12 protein-coding genes are annotated in these 15,299 nt (G+C 72.9%); 3 read left to right on the forward strand and 9 right to left on the reverse strand.

Going from position 1 to position 15,299, the window contains the following annotated elements; genetic code table 11:
* Window positions 1-23: 23 nt before the first annotated feature.
* From ACIF83_RS38540 to ACIF83_RS38555, 4 genes are all read right to left on the reverse strand, one after another.
* Entirely contained in the window at window positions 24-3,095 is a 3,072-nt protein-coding gene (locus ACIF83_RS38540) for an FG-GAP-like repeat-containing protein (protein WP_399734289.1), read from the reverse strand.
* 176 nt (window positions 3,096-3,271) lie between these two features.
* The gene (locus tag ACIF83_RS38545; RefSeq protein WP_393475301.1) at window positions 3,272-3,727 is read right to left on the reverse strand and encodes a hypothetical protein; all 456 of its coding nucleotides are present in this window, start codon (window positions 3,725-3,727) and stop codon (window positions 3,272-3,274) included.
* Window positions 3,728-3,818: 91 nt separating this feature from the next.
* Window positions 3,819-4,844, reverse strand: coding sequence for a tyrosinase family protein (locus ACIF83_RS38550; RefSeq protein ID WP_398138869.1), 1,026 nt, complete (start codon window positions 4,842-4,844; stop codon window positions 3,819-3,821).
* Between the two features lie 178 nt (window positions 4,845-5,022).
* Window positions 5,023-5,673: an FMN-dependent NADH-azoreductase gene (locus ACIF83_RS38555; RefSeq protein WP_389179495.1), complete on the reverse strand. Its 651-nt coding sequence runs from the start codon at window positions 5,671-5,673 to the stop codon at window positions 5,023-5,025.
* A gap of 118 nt (window positions 5,674-5,791) precedes the next feature.
* Here ACIF83_RS38555 and ACIF83_RS38560 point away from each other — a divergent pair, with 118 nt between their 5' ends.
* Together ACIF83_RS38560 and ACIF83_RS38565 are read left to right on the forward strand one after the other, a co-directional pair.
* A complete protein-coding gene (locus tag ACIF83_RS38560; RefSeq protein WP_393475292.1) occupies window positions 5,792-6,157 on the forward strand; it encodes a winged helix-turn-helix transcriptional regulator in 366 nt (121 codons plus the stop codon).
* Window positions 6,158-6,296: 139 nt separating this feature from the next.
* Complete coding sequence (locus ACIF83_RS38565) at window positions 6,297-7,070, forward strand: VOC family protein (RefSeq protein WP_398138868.1); 774 nt, start codon at window positions 6,297-6,299, stop codon at window positions 7,068-7,070.
* A 4-nt stretch (window positions 7,071-7,074) separates the two neighbouring features.
* On the opposite strand, the gene ACIF83_RS38570 is transcribed toward ACIF83_RS38565, so the two are convergent.
* The 3 genes from ACIF83_RS38570 to ACIF83_RS38580 form a co-directional block, all read right to left on the reverse strand.
* Entirely contained in the window at window positions 7,075-7,482 is a 408-nt protein-coding gene (locus ACIF83_RS38570) for a hypothetical protein (protein WP_393475287.1), read from the reverse strand.
* 233 nt (window positions 7,483-7,715) lie between these two features.
* Window positions 7,716-8,984, reverse strand: a complete 1,269-nt coding sequence (locus tag ACIF83_RS38575) for a hypothetical protein (protein ID WP_399734295.1) — start codon at window positions 8,982-8,984, stop codon at window positions 7,716-7,718.
* 183 nt (window positions 8,985-9,167) lie between these two features.
* On the reverse strand, window positions 9,168-9,548 hold the full coding sequence (locus ACIF83_RS38580; RefSeq protein WP_399734297.1) for a response regulator transcription factor: 381 nt from the start codon (window positions 9,546-9,548) through the stop codon (window positions 9,168-9,170).
* Here ACIF83_RS38580 and ACIF83_RS38585 point away from each other — a divergent pair.
* Window positions 9,527-9,892: a hypothetical protein gene (locus tag ACIF83_RS38585; RefSeq protein WP_393475278.1), complete on the forward strand. Its 366-nt coding sequence runs from the start codon at window positions 9,527-9,529 to the stop codon at window positions 9,890-9,892. The two genes, ACIF83_RS38580 and ACIF83_RS38585, sit on opposite strands and share 22 nt — an antisense overlap.
* 69 nt (window positions 9,893-9,961) lie before the next feature.
* Here ACIF83_RS38585 and ACIF83_RS38590 read toward each other — a convergent pair whose 3' ends face one another.
* Window positions 9,962-10,090: a hypothetical protein gene (locus ACIF83_RS38590; protein WP_393475275.1), complete on the reverse strand. Its 129-nt coding sequence runs from the start codon at window positions 10,088-10,090 to the stop codon at window positions 9,962-9,964.
* A complete protein-coding gene (locus ACIF83_RS38595) occupies window positions 10,090-15,252 on the reverse strand; it encodes a DNA repair ATPase (RefSeq protein WP_399734299.1) in 5,163 nt (1,720 codons plus the stop codon). The genes ACIF83_RS38590 and ACIF83_RS38595 overlap by 1 nt, the downstream gene beginning before the upstream one ends.
* Between the last annotated feature and the right edge of the window lie 47 nt (window positions 15,253-15,299).

A 15,299-nucleotide genomic window follows, 5' to 3' on the forward strand; every position in this document is an offset into this window, starting at 1 on the left:
GCCGGGTGGTGCCGAAGTCCGCGTCAGAACAGGCCCTTGTAGCTCTGCCAGCCGGTCGCGATCTTCGTGCGGCTGCCGAAGGAGCCCTTGCCGTTGCCGTTGCTGCGCCACACGGTGCCGGAGCTGTCGCGGGCCACGAGGTCGGCCTTGCCGTCACCGGTGATGTCGCCCGCGCCCACGAGGGCGTTGTACGACGAGCCCCAGTCGTCGAAGACCTTCACCCGGCTCTTGAACGCACCCGTCCCGGTGCCGTCGTAGCGCCACAGTTCGTTCGACCTGTCCTGCACCAGCAGATCGCCGTGGCCGTCGCCGTTCAGATCGCCGGCGCCCACGATCTTCTTGTAGCCCGTCCACGCGGACGCGATCTTCACCCTCGCCGAGAGCTTGCCCGTGCTCGTCGCCTTGAAGAGGTAGACGTTCCCGGTGGAGGACTGGCGGGCGACGAGGTCCGCTCGGCCGTCACCGCTGATGTCTCCCGGTGAGGTCAGCACGTCGTACTGGTTCCAGTCCGTGCCCAGCGACGTGTACGCGGTCGACGGGGTCGCGGCCGAGCCGCAGGCGGGCCGGTAGGCGCGCAGTGTTCCGCTGCTGAAGCGGACGAGCACGTCGTTGCAGCGGTCGCCGTTCAGGTCGCCGAAGGGCACCGCCTTCACCGTCGTCGGCCACCCGGAACCGGTCCGCTTGCCGGTGAAGGTTCCGGTGCCGGTGCCGTACTGGTACGTCAGCCCGCCCGAGCTGTTGAGCGTCAGCAGCTCGCCGAAGCCGTCCGAGCCGACGAAGTCCCGCCGGACCGCGGCGGCGCCGGTGACCTTCACCGTGCCGGTCCTCGTCAGCGCCGCGCCCTGGCCGTCGGCCGGGGTGGCCGTCAGGGTCCAGGTGTGGGCGCCGTTGGGGACGAGCCTGCCGGCCGCGTCCTTGCCGTTCCACGAGGCCTGGACCAGGCCCCGGGCCGTACCGCCGGACAGGGTGCGCACGGTCGTGCCGGTGGCCTTGCTCCTGATCACGAGCTGCCAGGAGGCGGCCGGCTTCGAGAGCCACCACCTGGGGCTCCAGGGCGCGACGCCGCCCTTCACGTCGGCCGACCCGGCGACGGCCGAGTCGAGCTGGGTGAGGGAGGAGACGGGAACGCCGCTGGACACGACGTGGGTGTCGCCCTCGGCGTCGACGTAGGCGATCAGGCCGGTGTACGGGTCCACGTCCCAGGGCTTCCAGGACTCGACGGACCCCACCGTGTGCGAGACGGCCGTGCCGGTGCGGACGTCGGTCACCTTCAGGGTGCCGTCCGTGTTGGTGACGACGAATCCGTCACCGAGTTCCGCCTTCCCCCAGTCTCCCTCGGTGAGGGTCAACTTGATCTTCTTGACGGTGTCGTAGACGCCCTGTCCCTCGGCCTTCCCCACGCACGACCACAGCAGCCAGCGCCCCACGGCCTGCAGGTTCTCCAGCATGCAGCCGGATCCGAACCACACCGGGTCGCCCCGCTTGCCCGTGCGGACGTCGACCGGCACGACGCTGTCGTTGCCGTCGCCCACCCAGAGGGTGGTGCCCCACATGGCGCTGCCGTGCGTCGGCGAGGCAAGCACCGTGCTGCCCGTGTCGAGGTCCACCACCCGCGTCTCCGAGCCGAGTTCGTCGGTGTACTCGGTGGCCATCGCGACGTGGCGGCCCTTGGCGTCCCACACGCGGACGTAGTTGTGCTTCGCGTCGACGGGCGTGCCGGGCAGCGAGCCCGTCGGCTGCACGACCCGGGGAACGCGGTCGCCGCCCGAGTACCACGTGTTCCAGACCACCGTCCGGCCGTCCCCGGTGCTCACCAGGGAGGGGTCGACGGTGTCGGTGACGGCGCCGTGGGAGGTGCGGGAGCCGAGCGTGAGGCCATCACCGGTCGCGTCGACCGGCCGGCTGTACAGGTACGTACGACCCCGCTCCAGGTCCTTCTGCAGCATGGTCAGCCGACCGCCCGTGAGGGTCAGGTCCTGCACGGGGTCGGTCGTGGGGTTCAGTTCCGCGGCGGCGACCCGCTCGACCACGGGAGTGCCCTCGGCGCCCGCCCGGACCAGGTTCACGCCCCAGTCGGCGGTGTCGGGGCCGCTGCCTTGTACCAGGAGCCCGCCGTCGGGGGTGGCGACGGGGTCTCCCACGCTCCGCGACCGGGCCAGCACGGTTCCCGTCGTCGAGCCGTCGAAGGCGACCGCGTCGACCCGCCAGACGGGCAGGCTGCCGTCCATGGCGCCCAGGGAGGAGTCGTAGCGGGCTACCAGGAGCTGGTCGCCGACCATGCCCAGCAGGCGCGTCTCCGGGTCGTTCACCAGGCGCACGGTGCGGACGGCGGTGGTCAGGTCGTCCCGGGAGTAGACGGAAACGGTGTCGGATCCGTCCCACGACAGCAGGTGGGTGGCGGTGAGGACGACCTGAGCGTTGCTGCTGACGTTCGGGTTGAACGGCAGTTCGAGCAGCCGGCCCTCGTCGGCGTCGAGCCAGGCTCTCGTGACCGTCGTGCTGTCCCGGTAGTGGACCAGCATCCCGTGGGCGTCGCCGACGGGCGAACCACCGCCGCTCAGCAGGGTGATGCCGGCCGGGACGCCCGCCACGGTGCGGTCGCGCACCGTGCCGTCGTCCTGCACGTCGAGGAGATGCCACTGCGGGTTGTCGCCCGACCAGGCGGTCGTCACGACGGTCCGCCCGAGCGTCCCCACGTAGGTGTGGCCCGTCGGCAACGGGAGCGGCACGGTCGTCCCGCCGGCCCCCATGTCCCGCAGCGACACGGTCCGCGTGCCGTCGTCGTAGCGGGCGACGACGTCCGAACCGGCGCCGAACTCCGGCATTCCCCACACCTCGGTGGCCGAGGCATCCACCACCGTGTCCTCACCGGTGTAGGTGGTCCACAGATGTCCGCGTCCGGGTTCGTAGCGCAGGAACCCCGACGTTCCCGCGCTCAGCAGGGCGGTCCTGGGCAGCAAGGACGTCTCGGCCGGTACGACCACCTCCGCGGCGTCGGTCGCGCGCGCGTCGAAGGCCAGCGGTCCGAGGCCCATGGCCAGCGCGAGCGAGGTGGCGGCGGCGATGCCGCCACGTATGAGGGCACGTCTGCCCACTCGGTTCCTCCACAGGAGACAGGGGAGCGAGGCAGGTCGTGTGACGGACCGATACGGCAGGGGCCGACAAGTCGTTGAGGCACGAACAACTCGCACAAGTGGCCGGATCGTAGCAAAGGCCTGGCAAAGGAAAGGGCGAGGGTGCCCCAAGGGAGAAGGCGTGCTCCGGGCGAGCTTCAGGTCAGCGTCTTGCGCATCACCTCGATGAGCTGGTCCCGCTGCTCGTTGAAGGCGAGGCGCGCCCGGTCCACGGCCTCCGTGTCGTCGGCCAGGCCCTGACCGACGACGTGGCGGTATTCACGCAGGCGGTCCACGAGGGTGTTCGCCTGTGCCATGACGGCCGGTTCCGCGATGAGGGAGAGTTCCAATCGCCGGGACAGCACCCTGCTGTCACGCAGGACGGTCCCGGCGCGGGTCGACGCCGACGCGTCGGTGTCGTGACCGCGGGCGATGTTGATGAGGGTCTCGCTCGCTTCCGCGGTGGCGGCGAGAAACGACGTGTACACCGCCCGCCGGTCGTCCCTCCTGCGCTGGTCGCTCTCCCGCCGCCAACGCTCCCGGTCCATGACGAACGTCGCCGCCAGACCGACCAGCGCACCAAGTGCCGTACTCGCGAGGCTGATCCATTCCATCCCCGTACGTTGCTCCACCGGCACGCCGTCCAACCCCCCGTGTTTCACGGGGGGTTGGAAGGATCTGCGGCGTCGCGAGGGGGGTGGGCGGCTACTGGTAGGAGTAACCGAGCACGGTGATGTCCTTGACGGAGTCTGCGGTGAGGCCACCGGCGGCCGGGGTCCACCAGGGGTCCAGCCCCGCGTCCGCGCCGGTCACGTTGGGGCCGCCGGTGTGCGTCAGCTGCCACTGGTCCCAGATGCGGTCCACGTTGGAGTGCAGCAGGAAGAAGATCGGGTCGTTCGACGACTCCATGGGGTGGCTGAGCGTGCCCCTGCACCAGTTGTGCACATTGTTGTGGGCGGCCACTTCCAGTCCGTTGGGCTGAACGCCCGCCATCACCCTGCCGAACGTGAAGGCCATGAACGTGGGGCGGGTCAGGAGCCCGTCGATGGTCGCCTGGGTCGGCAGACCGCTCGTGGCGGGAGTCGGCCGGGAGACGCCGGTGGGCTTCCACACCCAGTCGGGGCGGGCGTGGTCGTTGGCGTAGTCCCAGTAGGGAATCGTGAGCGCGGGATCGACCGAGCGGAGCAGGTCCTCGAACTTGAGGCAGTACGCGCGGTGCCAGGGCAGGAAGCGCTGGGTGGCGACCGGTCCCATCCCCTGCATGGTGTGGTGCCGGTGGCTCATGTCCTGGTGGTCGGCCACGAGCTGCTTGTAGGCCGGCGTGGTCGCGAGCTGACGCAGCACCTCGTTGTACCGGTCCCGCTCGGCGGTGCTCAGCTGCCGGTGGTCCTTGCGCACCCGCTGCGAGGCCCGTACGAGCCTGGCCACCAAGTAGCGCAGCTGCTCCGCCTCCATCGGTGCGGGCATCGGCGCCGCGGTCCCGGTGGGCGCGTTCCACGCGGCTTCGCCGAGACCGGCCGCGGCGAGGTGCGCGGCGGAGGCGGCCTCGGCCGGGCCGGGCGGCGCCATGCCCGGCTGGACGTGCCCGTCCGCCATCATCCGGTTCAGCCGCAGGCCGATCTCCTCGCTGTCGACGAGCTCGGCCGGCGCCCACTCCGAGGCGATCTCCAGGGCGTCCTCGGCCGTGGGGAACCCCTCCGTCGCCGTCTTCGCCGCCTTCCTGGGACTCATACCTGGCTCACTCCTCACTCCTGTCCGCCCACACCCCTTCCGGCCGGGCCACCCCACCCACTCTGGGAGGAGCCGCGCCGGGCGGCGACCGCTGCGGTCCGAACGGACGAGCGGGAGACCAGGTCCGAGGAGCCTGCCCCTTCCCCGGCGGGCAGGGGCAGGGAGGCCGGCACCCCGCCTACGCGGCGAAGCGCTCCGCCAGCGCCTTCGCCTTGACGGCCGCGTCCTGGAGGGCGCGGTCACGGGAGGCCTCGAAGAGCGGGATCAGCTCGGACATCGCCGGGTTCTGCGGGGCCATGGTCAGCTCCGGGACGATGAAGTCGAGTTCGAGTCCGAGCGCGTCGCCGAGGACCGCCGTCAGGTAGTTCTGGACGTACTCGTACGGCTCGCGCGGGGTGCCCGGCGCGTAGGAGCCGCCGCGGCTGGCCACGACGGTGACGGGCGTGCCCTTGGCGGAGGGGGCCTCGCCCGCGGTGCGGCCGAACAGGATCACGTTGTCCAGCCAGGCCTTGAGGGTCGAGGGGATGGAGTAGTTGTACATCGGCGCGCCGATCAGCACCGCGTCCGCCTGCTCCAGCTCCTCGATCAGCTTCACGCGGTCGGCGAAGGCGGCCGCCTGCTCGGGGGTGTGGGCGGCAGCGTCGACGAAGCCGGCGGTGTGGGCGTGGGCGTCGATGTGCGGGACGGGGTTCACGGCGAGGTCCCGGTAGACCACCGTGCCGCCCGGATGCTGCTCCTCCCAGGTCCTGCGGAAGGCGTCGGTCACGGCACGGGAGGCGGATGCCTCGCCCGGGAAGAGGGAGGAGTCGATGTGAAGCAGCGTGGCCATGGGGGTCTCCAAAGGAACGAGCCCGCGACAGGCGGGCCTGATGTTTCGTATGCAGCTATGTCTAACACAGGTACTTACTTTTTTTCACCCCCCAACGGTCGGGTAGTACCCTGGCCCCATGGCGGCGGAGCAGATGCATGACGTGGCACAGTGCGGGCGGGTGGACGACGGCATCACCCGCGTCTTCCAGGTGCTCGGAAAGCGCTGGAACGGCCCGATCCTGTCCGTCCTGCAGGGGCGGCAGACGCACTTCGCCGACCTGCGCCGGGCCATCCCCGGCATCAGCGAGCGCATGCTCTCCGACCGGCTCGCCGAACTCGGCGGGGCGGGCCTCGTGGTCCGCGAGGTCGACGAAGGACCCCCGCTGCGGGTCTCCTACCGCCTGACCGAGGCGGGCGCCGCGCTGGAGCCCACGCTCAGGGAACTCGGCGCGTGGGCCATGAAGCACCTGCCGGACGCTCCGCCCTGCCGGGAGAACGGCTAGCCGAACGGGCGGAGAGCGGGCCCACCGGGTTCCCCGGCCCGGGTGAAACGGCCGGGAGTTCCGGGCCGCCGAGCCTGATGTCGTCCTCGTGGGCGGCATAGTGACGGCGTCTCGGTTCCGGACCCGCAGGAGGACACGCATGCTCGGCACCGACTTCCGCGCAGGGTCGCCCGTCTGGATCGATCTCGGCAGCCCCGACACGGACGCGGCCGCCGCCTTCTACGGCGCCGTCTTCGGCTGGCAGCACCTGTCGCTGGGGCCCGAGGCGGCCGGGTACGGGTTCTTCCAGCAGGACGGCAGAACGGTCGCCGCTCTCGGGCCGCTGACCGAGGAGGGCGCCGCGTCGGCCTGGACGACGTACTTCCGCAGCGACGACATCGAGGCCACCGCCGGTGCCGTGACCGCCGGCGGCGGCGGCGTGCGCGTCCCGCCCATGAACGTGGGCGAGGGCCGGCTGGCCCGGTTCACCGACCCGCAGGGCGCGCGGTTCGCCGTCCTGGAGTCAGAGATGGGCCTGGAGCGGACGTCGGGTGACAACACACTGGTGTGGGTGGAACTGCACGTCCCCGACCCGGAAGCGGCCATCCGCTTCTACCAGGGGCTGTTCGGCTGGCGCTCCCAGGAGATGCGGGCGCCCGGCATGACCTACCGGGTCCTGAGCATCGGGGAAGGCGACCAACAGGAGGGATCCTTCGGCGGCGTGGCTCCGCTCCAGGGGGAGCAGGAGACGGCGCGCTGGGTGCCGTACTTCGCCGTGGCCGATACGGATGCCGTCGTCACGGCCGTGCAGGGGAACGGCGGGGCGGTGCTCATGCCGGCCGCTGACGTGCCGGACGTCGGGCGCATCGCCTGGCTCGCGGACCCGGGCCAGGCCGTGTTCGCCGCACTGAAGCCGAACCCTCGCCAGAACTGAGCTCTCACCAGCCTTTCGGCACGCCGCTGCCCGGTACGGTCCGTTCGCGGGCCGCCCGGTACGGCGGCGGCTCGGGCGCCGCAATCTCCTCCGTCCTGACTCCCAGCCAGGTGAGGAAGGCGAGGACGAAGACTCCCTCGACGAGCAGAGAGAGCGGGCCGTAGGGCGCCTCCCAACCGGGTTCGTAGTAGCCGTTCGGCAGACCGACGGTGCGCGACAGCAGGAAACCGACGATCATGCCGAGGCTGACGAGCGCCCCGGTCGCCCAGGCGACCATGGGGCGCCGCACCGTGACGAGCGCCACCGCCACGACCAGCATGACGGCGCTGCCCACGGCGAAAAGGACGCCGATGTAGAACATCTCCTCAAGGTGATCAGGAACGAGCAGAGTGTGCAGCACCGTGTTTCCCACGGCACAACACACTCCCAGCCCTCTCAGGGTGACTTCGGTGGCATTGGAGGTCATCATGACTCCAGCTGTTCAATTCGCAGTGTTTCGTCAGATGGATCCCTCTGTCGTCTATACGGCTGACACCGCTCGGGGGATTGCGCCCGGCCCACCGTTTCTCACCCGCCGGGGATGACGGCCTCGGCGCGTTCGACGCTGTTCTCGGCCCGTCGGCAGGGCAGTTGGAACCGGCGACGTCAGGCACCGGTGACGGACCTGATCGGGTACGGGAAGCTCTCCTGCTGCCAGACCACCGTGAACCTGGCGCTCGGAGCGGTGTCGACCTGGGGGACGCGGCCGTCCGAGGTGAGGGTCTTCGTCGCACCGAACGTGCCGGAGCGGCTGATCGTGCGGGCGCTGGTCCTGGTGTAGCTGTACGGGGGCGTCGACTTGGGCACGACCGTGTGGAAGACCAGCATGCCGTCGCCGTCGTCGTCGAGGGCCAGGTCGGGCCGGTCGCCGAGGCCGAGGGTGGTGACGGCGCCCCGGGTGCCGCTCGCGGACAGCCGGCGGCCGAGCAGCTCCAGTCTGCCGTTGGTGTAGCGGGTCCACACGATCACCGAGTCGCCGTCGAGGTCCGTGGCGAGGGCGTGGTGGAAGCCCACGTTGTCCGCGGCCGCCGAGATGCGCAGCGGGGCCGCCAGGGTGCCGGTGCGACTCCAGCGCGAGGCCCAGATCTGCGCGACGGCGCCACCGCCGGAGTGGTAGCTGACGACCGCGTCGCCGTCCCGGTCCACACCCACCCGCACCATGCCGAAACCGCCGTACGACGCGATCGGCGTCGTGAGCACCTTCGTGGCGGAGACGGAGGTCGAGGTGATCCGCCTGGCCACCACGTCCGAGGCCCGCGCCCAGGCCACGACGAACCGGCCGCTCCGGTCGACCCCGACGGCCGGCTTCTCCGCCGAGCCCGGGCCGAGGGTGAGGGCCGCGCCGACCGTGCCGTCGAGTTCGAGGCGCCGGGCGACCGTGTACCAGCTGCCGTCGCGGACCTCCGTCCAGGCCGCCAAGGCGGTGCCGCCCGGCGTCACCGCGACGACCGGGGTGGTCGCGGGGGCCGACGTGGAGAGCTTCCGGAGCGGTCCGACGAGACTGCCGGAGGCGGCGACCCGCCGGCCCACGACCTGGCTGTCCTGCTGCCAGACCACCGCCGAGTCCCCGGTGTCGTCGGAGGCGATCTCCGGCCAGGACACCGCGGCGCCGTCCGGCGACAGGGTACGGATCGCCCCTTTGGTGCCGCTCGCGTACCGCACCCGGGTCTGGACCCGCTGGTAGGAGTACGTCGTCGACATGTCACCGGCCGTCCAGGCCAGCAGGGCGTCGCCCTGGCGGTCGACCGACACCTGGGGCGAGTCGGCGGCGGACCAGCCGGACGCCGAAACGTTCCACGACGACGTCCAGGCGGCCTCGGCGTCCATGCCCACCGTCGCGGTGACCGCGAGCCCGGCCGCCGCGGCGGCCGACATCCCTGCGAGTACGCGACGCTGCACTGAACGCCGATGACGTGCGATACGCGGAGCCACGCTCATCCCCTTGCCCTGGCTTCCATGACAGGGGTCACAGCCGTCACACAGGTACCCCTGGTACAGCAAGCGCACATACAGGCCCAGACATCACAGCGGCCGCTGCTCGCCCGCCGGGCGACGGGCTCACCCCGGGGGCCGTACCAGCCCCGTCCGGTAGGCGATGACGACGAGCTGGGCGCGGTCTCGGGCAGCGATCTTGGTCATGGCGCGCTGGATGTGGGTCCGCACGGTCAGGACGCTGAGGACGAGTTCGTCCACGCTGATCGCCTTCGAGGTGAACGGGTCGGCTGCTGCGGCGACTTGGGAACCCTCGCCCAGTTCGGCGACCGCGAGGGCCCCCGGGTCGTCGTGCCAGGGCCGGCACTCGCGGCTACTGCTGCCGCAGCAGCGCCTACCGAATCCGCGGTACACCGCCGGTCCCCGGGGGCGTCTGAGTACGAGAACGGATGCGGCGCAGGCCCCCTGGCGCCCACGATCACCCCATGACGCCTTCCTCCCCGCCACGGCCGGAGCGGACCCCCGCCACCGCCCTGCTGATCCTGGCCGCGATCCTGCTGGCGCCCCTGGTGTACGGGCTGTACTGGCTGGGCCACGACGTCATGGAGTGCACGAGTCCGACGGGGTGCCGCGGGAACCACGACGACAAGATGTCGCTCGTGTACGCGGCCCTCGTCCTCTTCGGCGCCCCCTCGGGCGGCGCCGCCCTCGCCGGCTTCGCGGGAGCGCTCCTCGGCCGACGGTCCGGCGTCTGGGCGGCCCGCGGAGTCCTCCTCGGCACCCTGGCGACGTGGGCCGCCACCATCGCCTGGATGTACGTCAGCTTGCAGAAGACGAGTTTCGACTTCTGAGCCGGGTTTCCCCGCCCAAGCAGACGGAGGCTGGTGGCAGGGACGACCGCGCTGCCGCAGGGACGTGGGTCAGTCGGCTTCGCGCCCTCCTCGGTGCCGGTACCCGTCCGCCGGCCGCCGGTCCCGGCGGATCAGGGTGTACGTGGTCGACACGACGAGTGCGAAGGCGGCCGAGACCGGGGCCAGGAAGTACAGCATCAGGAGCCGTCCCGTACGCCGGTCGCCCGGGTGATGGCGGACTCGACCGCCGCGACCCGGTCGGCCAGCAGGCCGAGGGCGGCGACCGCGCGGGTCAGGGGGTCGTCGCCCGGGCCGCCGAGGGTGCGGGCACGGACGTCTGCGGTCTTCACCTCGGCCCAGCGGGCGGCCTGTTCGGGGCCGAGGGTGCCGCGCAGTTCGGCGAGCTTCAGCAGGTTGGCCTCGGTGCCGGTGGTGAGGGTCTGGGCCTCGGCGGTGTAGTGGTCGGTGATCACGGCGGCGAGTTCGGTGCCGTTCATGACCGGGCTCAGGCGCTGGGCGATGCGGTTCAGGTCGCGGTAGGAGCCCTGCAGACGGAACGGCGGTTCGGTGCGGGCCGCCTCGGACTGGGCGGCGGAGGCGATGTAGGCCGCGTTGACCGTGAGGACCGTGTCGCGTGCGGCGAGCAGGTGGCGCAGGACGGCGAGGACACGGTCGAGTTCGGCGGGCGGGACGGGGTGGGTGAGGCGGTCCGCGCGGGCCGTGGGGTCGGCCGAGGCCAGGCGGACCAGCAGGTCCAGGTCCGCGCGGTCGCGGCCGGCCAGCGGGGCGAGGAGCGGGTGGGCGGTGAGGGCGTTCTCGACGAAGCTGAGCGCGAAGACGTCCTCCTTGCCGGTGAGGACGTCGCCGAGGTTCCACACGTCCGCCCGGTTGGCGAGCATGTCGGGCACGCGGAAGCGGTCCCCGGACTCGGTGTAGGGGTTGCCGGCCATGCAGACCGCGAAGCGCTTGCCGCGCAGGTCGTAGCTGCGCGGCTCGCCCTCCCACACCCCGTCGACCCGGCGGGTCGCGTCGCACAGCGGGATGAACTGCTGCAGCAGCTCGGGGGAGGTGTGCTGGATGTCGTCCAGGTACAGGAGCGTGTTGTTGCCGGCCGCCAGCGCGAAATTGATCTTCTCGATCTCGCGGCGGGCGGTGGCGTTCGGGGCGTCGGCCGGGTCGAACGAGGTGACGCCGTGGCCCAGCGCCGGGCCGCTGACCTTGACCAGCATCAGGCCGAGGCGGTCCGCGACGTACTCCATGAGCGTCGTCTTGCCGTAGCCGGGCGGGGAGATCAGCAGGAGCAGCCCGCCGGTGTCGGTGCGCTTCGACTCGCCGGTGGTGCCGAGCTGCCGCGCCAGGCTGTCGCCGACCAGCGGGAGGTACACCTCGTCGACGAGGCGGTTGCGCACGAAGGCGGACATCACCCGTGGGCGGTGGTCGGCCAGGCGCAGGCGCTCGCGTTCGGCGTCCACCAGGGTCGTACGGCGGCGCTGGTAGGCGCGGAAGGCGGGGACCTCCAGCTCGGCGAACCGCGCCGTCCTGGCCAGGAACTCGTCCAGGCGCAGCGGCAGTCGGCCGCCCGTCACCCGCGGGTGGGTACCCAGCAGGCCCTCCGCGGTCGCGGTCAGCGGGGCGTCGCCGTCATAGCGGGGCAGGCCCGGGCACAGCTCGGCGGCGACCGCCTCGGCCAGCTCACCGGGGCCCGCCTCGGCGCCGGTGGCGGCCGCGTACGACGTGAGCCACGCCTCGGCCACCTGCCGGCGGGCGCCGAGGCCGGTCAGGGCCTCCAGGTCCCGGGCGTAGTCCGAACCGCTCACCGTGTGCCGGAACTTCTCCAGCAGGGTGCGCGCGCCCGCCCCCAGGACGAAGCCGCCGGAGCCGGACGTCAACTCGTCGAAGAGGTACGCGGCGGCGGCACCGGCGAGTGGCTCGGCGACGACACGCCGCCCCAGCGGCCCGTCGGCCACCGACGCGGGCGGCTCGACGGCCGGTCGCACCGACGGCCCCTCGCCCGGTCGCGCCGACGGTCCGTCGATCGGCCACGCAGACGACCCCTCGGCCGGCCGCGCCGACGACCCCTCGGCCGATCGGGCCGACGGCGCCCCGGTCGGCCACGCGGGCGGCCTCTCGCCCGGCCACCCCGACGGCCCCTCCGCCGATCGGACCGACGAACCGTCGCCCGGACGCCCGGACACCCCCGCACCCGGCTCCCACGCCTCCCTCGACGCCCCCGCCCCGCCCTCGCTCCACCGCCCGATCGCCTCGGCCAGCTCCCCCACCAGCTCGGTGAGGGCGCCCGACGGACCGAACGCGTCCCGGGCACGGGCCAGTGAAACCGCCCGTCGGGACCAGGCGTCCCGAGCGCCCGGCGTCGTGCCGTGCACCCAGAACAGCTGGGCCGTGGCCCGCGCCGCCGGCTCGTGGCGCAGGGTGCCTGCGGCGTCGTACAGCGGCAGCAGGGCGGTGAGGATCGTGGTGGTGTCGTGGTCGTGGACCCCGCGTTCGTAGCCCTCGTCGTACGACGCCTGCGCCGCCTCCCGCACCAGCACGCGCAGGTCGGCCGCGGCGAGGGCGGCCGGGCCGTGCTCGGTCAGCAGCCGGGCGGCGAGGTGTTCGGCGCGGTAGACCTCGGGCGACTCGGACGGCAGGTGGCGACCCCAGAACGGGCGGGTGTCCGCGAAGCCGGAGTCGGTCACCGGGCGGCGGTAGTCGGTGCCGGTGACCGCGAAGGCGAGGCCGTCGCCGTGCGGGACCAGGGTGAGGTCGAGGGGCTGGGTGTTGACGGCGAAGCGGTGGCCGCCGAGGAGCAGGGTGCGGCCGTCGTCGGCGTACAGGTCGGTGCGGTCGCGCAGGGCGCGGGCGGCCTCCTGGCGGGCGGCCTTGAGCCGGCCGTCCAGCTCCTCGGCGCGCACGCCGTCGCCGAGGGCCCGCAGCTCGTCGGCGGTCCGGCGGACCTTGGCGACCATCGGGTCGGAGGCGAAGTAGGTGGTGACCGCGTCGGTGTCGGGGAGCGCGGCCGCACGGCGGTCGACGGTCTCCAGCACCCGGGCGGCGGAGGCGGCCAGTTGCTCGGCGCGATGGGCGCGGGCGTCGGCGAGGGACTGCTTGCGGGCGGCGAAGGCCTCGTATATCTCGGTGCGCTTGTCGGCGAGTTCGCCGAGGAAGTCGTCGAAGTCGGCGAACCGGGCGTCCAGATCCTCCACCCGGCCCAGCAGCAGAGCGAGTTGGTCGTCGCACGCCTGAGGGCTGCCGGCGGCGGCGAGCGCGGCGGTGACCGCCTGGGCCAGCAGGGCCGTCTCGGCGGCGAACTCGGCGCGGCCCTCGTGGTCGAGGAGGGTGCGGCGGCGGGCGTCGAGGGTGGCGCGGGCGCGGTTGACGCCGCCCAGGACCTCGGCGATCCGCTCCAGGATGGCGGTGCGGACGGTGGCGTCGGCGATGTCCAGGCCGGTGACGACCTCGGTGACCGTGCGCAGCCCGTCGGCCAGCTCGTCCAGCCGGGCGGCGACGGGAGCGGCCGCGGCGACGGTCGGGGCCGCACCCGCCTCCGCCACGAGCTGCTCGACCTCCGCCTGCTGGGTCGTGAAGGCGTCCTCGCGGGCCAAGAAGGACACCGCGCGCCGCCCGAAGGCCGCGAGGTCGGCCGCCGCCTCGGCGGCCAGCTCGTCCACCCGGGCGATGTCGGCGTACCGCAGCTCCTTCAGCGTCAGCAGATGGCCGTGCGCGTGCCTGAGTTCGGTGAGGCCCCGCACCCAGGAGGCGGCGTCCCGCGGGGCCTCCCCGCGCAGCCGGCGCACCGCGGCGGCGATACGGACCGCGGCCTCCTCCAGCGCCTCATCGGCCTGCCGGGACAGGGCCCGCACGGTCTCGAACTCGGCCAGCACCTGCTCGGCGGTCTCCCGCACCGCCGCCAACGGCGTGCGCAGATCACCGAGTCCGGGCTCGCCCAGCCAGTGGTGGGTGTCGGCGGCGCGCACACAGGCGGCGGCCAGCGCCCGGTAGCCCTCACCCGTCCCGATGCCCTCGGCGACGAGCCGGGCGACGGACAGGCAGTCGGCGAGCCCGCGCACGAGGTCCGCGTTGCCGACCCGGGCCAGCTCTCCGGTGTCGGTGCGCAGGGCGGCCGCGTGGGTGTCGGAGACGTACGGCGAGGTCCACCACTGCACGAGGTGCGTGTGCGCGGGCTCGTCGCCGTCGGCGCGCAGCACGGCCAGGGTGCCGTCCTCGAACAGGGCCCAGCCCCGGCAGGGCAGCGGGGTGGCGACCTCCTTGCGCAGGGTGTTGTACGACAGCAGGAGCGTGCGGCCCTCGGCCCGGGAGCGGAACGCGTACAGCATGTCCTCGCCGTTCGGCGAGCGCACCTCCCGCTCGAACTCCAGGCCCGCGACATCGAGTTCGTACGTCTTGTGCGCGCCCGAGGCCAGGCAGTAGCCGCCCGGGAAGACGATCCCCTGATCCTCGGGCAGCCTGCGGCACGCCTGCCCGATGCCGTCCAGCCGGACCACCGACCGGCTCAGCGTGTCGAACACCAGGTACCGGTCGGCGTCCTCCTTGTACGGCCGCACCCGCAGCAGGACCAGGGCGCCCACCCGGGCGTGCGCGACCCCGGCGTCGGCGAGGGCCTGCAACGGCTCCTCGACCGGTTCGGCGTACAGCTCCTCGCCCTCCGGGCCGCGCACGGTGAGCCGGCCGCCGACGGTCGCCACGCCCGCCCCGCCCGGCACCGCCACATACGGGTCCCGGCCGTGGACCCCGAGAACATGGTCCTCGCGGGTGGTCCCGGTCCAGGCGAAGTCGTGGGCGGGCGGGAGCACGTCGTCGCGGTCGCCGCGTGCGTCCAGGAACCGGGCCCCGCCGTCGCCGGTCAGGCTCCAGCGCAGGGCACGGACGTCCTCGGCCTTCTCGCCGGTGCGGAAGACCGCCAGCAGCCGGTCGTCCAGGCGGCGCAGCCGCAGCAGCCCGGCCTGCCGGTAGTAGCGGTGCAGGGCCGTGAACTCCCGCACGAACGCGGGGTCGTCGAGCAGTCCGGGTACGGCGTCCTCGGGCAGCCGGTTCAGGTCCCGGTCGTACAGGGCGAGGACGTCCGAGACCGCCGTCCCGTCGGCCGTCCGGCCGGTGCTGCCGAACAGCAGCACGCCCCCGACGGCGACGACGTCGCAGGGCACGCACGCGTGCCCGGTGCGCAGCCGCCCGGTGGCCGTGAGGCCCAGCCCGGCGGAGCCGAACTCCTCGGCACGGCGCGCGTTGAGGGCCTCGGCCCGCCGGGCGAGGTCGGCGGCCTGGGCGGCGAGGCGGTCGCGCAGCACCTCGTAGGTGCCGGCGTCGACGGTGTCGTACGAGCCCGTCTCCGGGGCGGTTGCCATTTGGACGGCGCTTCCCTTCAAGGGCTTCGGGTCAGGGGCTTCGAGTG

The sequence above is a fragment of the Streptomyces sp. NPDC085866 genome (genome assembly GCF_044541035.1).
Classification (GTDB): Bacteria; Actinomycetota; Actinomycetes; order Streptomycetales; family Streptomycetaceae; genus Streptomyces.

Bases quoted from the DNA above. Each gene is read 5' to 3' on its own strand.
- ACIF83_RS38590 (WP_393475275.1), bottom strand. From the start codon at position 10,090: ATGCTGTACTTCCTGGCCCCGGTCTCGGCCGCCTTCGCACTCGTCGTG.
- ACIF83_RS38565 (WP_398138868.1), top strand. From the start codon at position 6,297: ATGCTCGGCACCGACTTCCGCGCAGGGTCGCCCGTCTGGATCGATCTC.
- ACIF83_RS38545 (WP_393475301.1), bottom strand. From the start codon at position 3,727: ATGGAATGGATCAGCCTCGCGAGTACGGCACTTGGTGCGCTGGTCGGT.
- ACIF83_RS38575 (WP_399734295.1), bottom strand. From the start codon at position 8,984: ATGTCGGCCGCCGCGGCGGCCGGGCTCGCGGTCACCGCGACGGTGGGC.
- ACIF83_RS38560 (WP_393475292.1), top strand. From the start codon at position 5,792: ATGGCGGCGGAGCAGATGCATGACGTGGCACAGTGCGGGCGGGTGGAC.
- ACIF83_RS38595 (WP_399734299.1), bottom strand. From the start codon at position 15,252: ATGGCAACCGCCCCGGAGACGGGCTCGTACGACACCGTCGACGCCGGC.
- ACIF83_RS38555 (WP_389179495.1), bottom strand. From the start codon at position 5,673: ATGGCCACGCTGCTTCACATCGACTCCTCCCTCTTCCCGGGCGAGGCA.
- ACIF83_RS38585 (WP_393475278.1), top strand. From the start codon at position 9,527: ATGACGCCTTCCTCCCCGCCACGGCCGGAGCGGACCCCCGCCACCGCC.
- ACIF83_RS38550 (WP_398138869.1), bottom strand. From the start codon at position 4,844: ATGAGTCCCAGGAAGGCGGCGAAGACGGCGACGGAGGGGTTCCCCACG.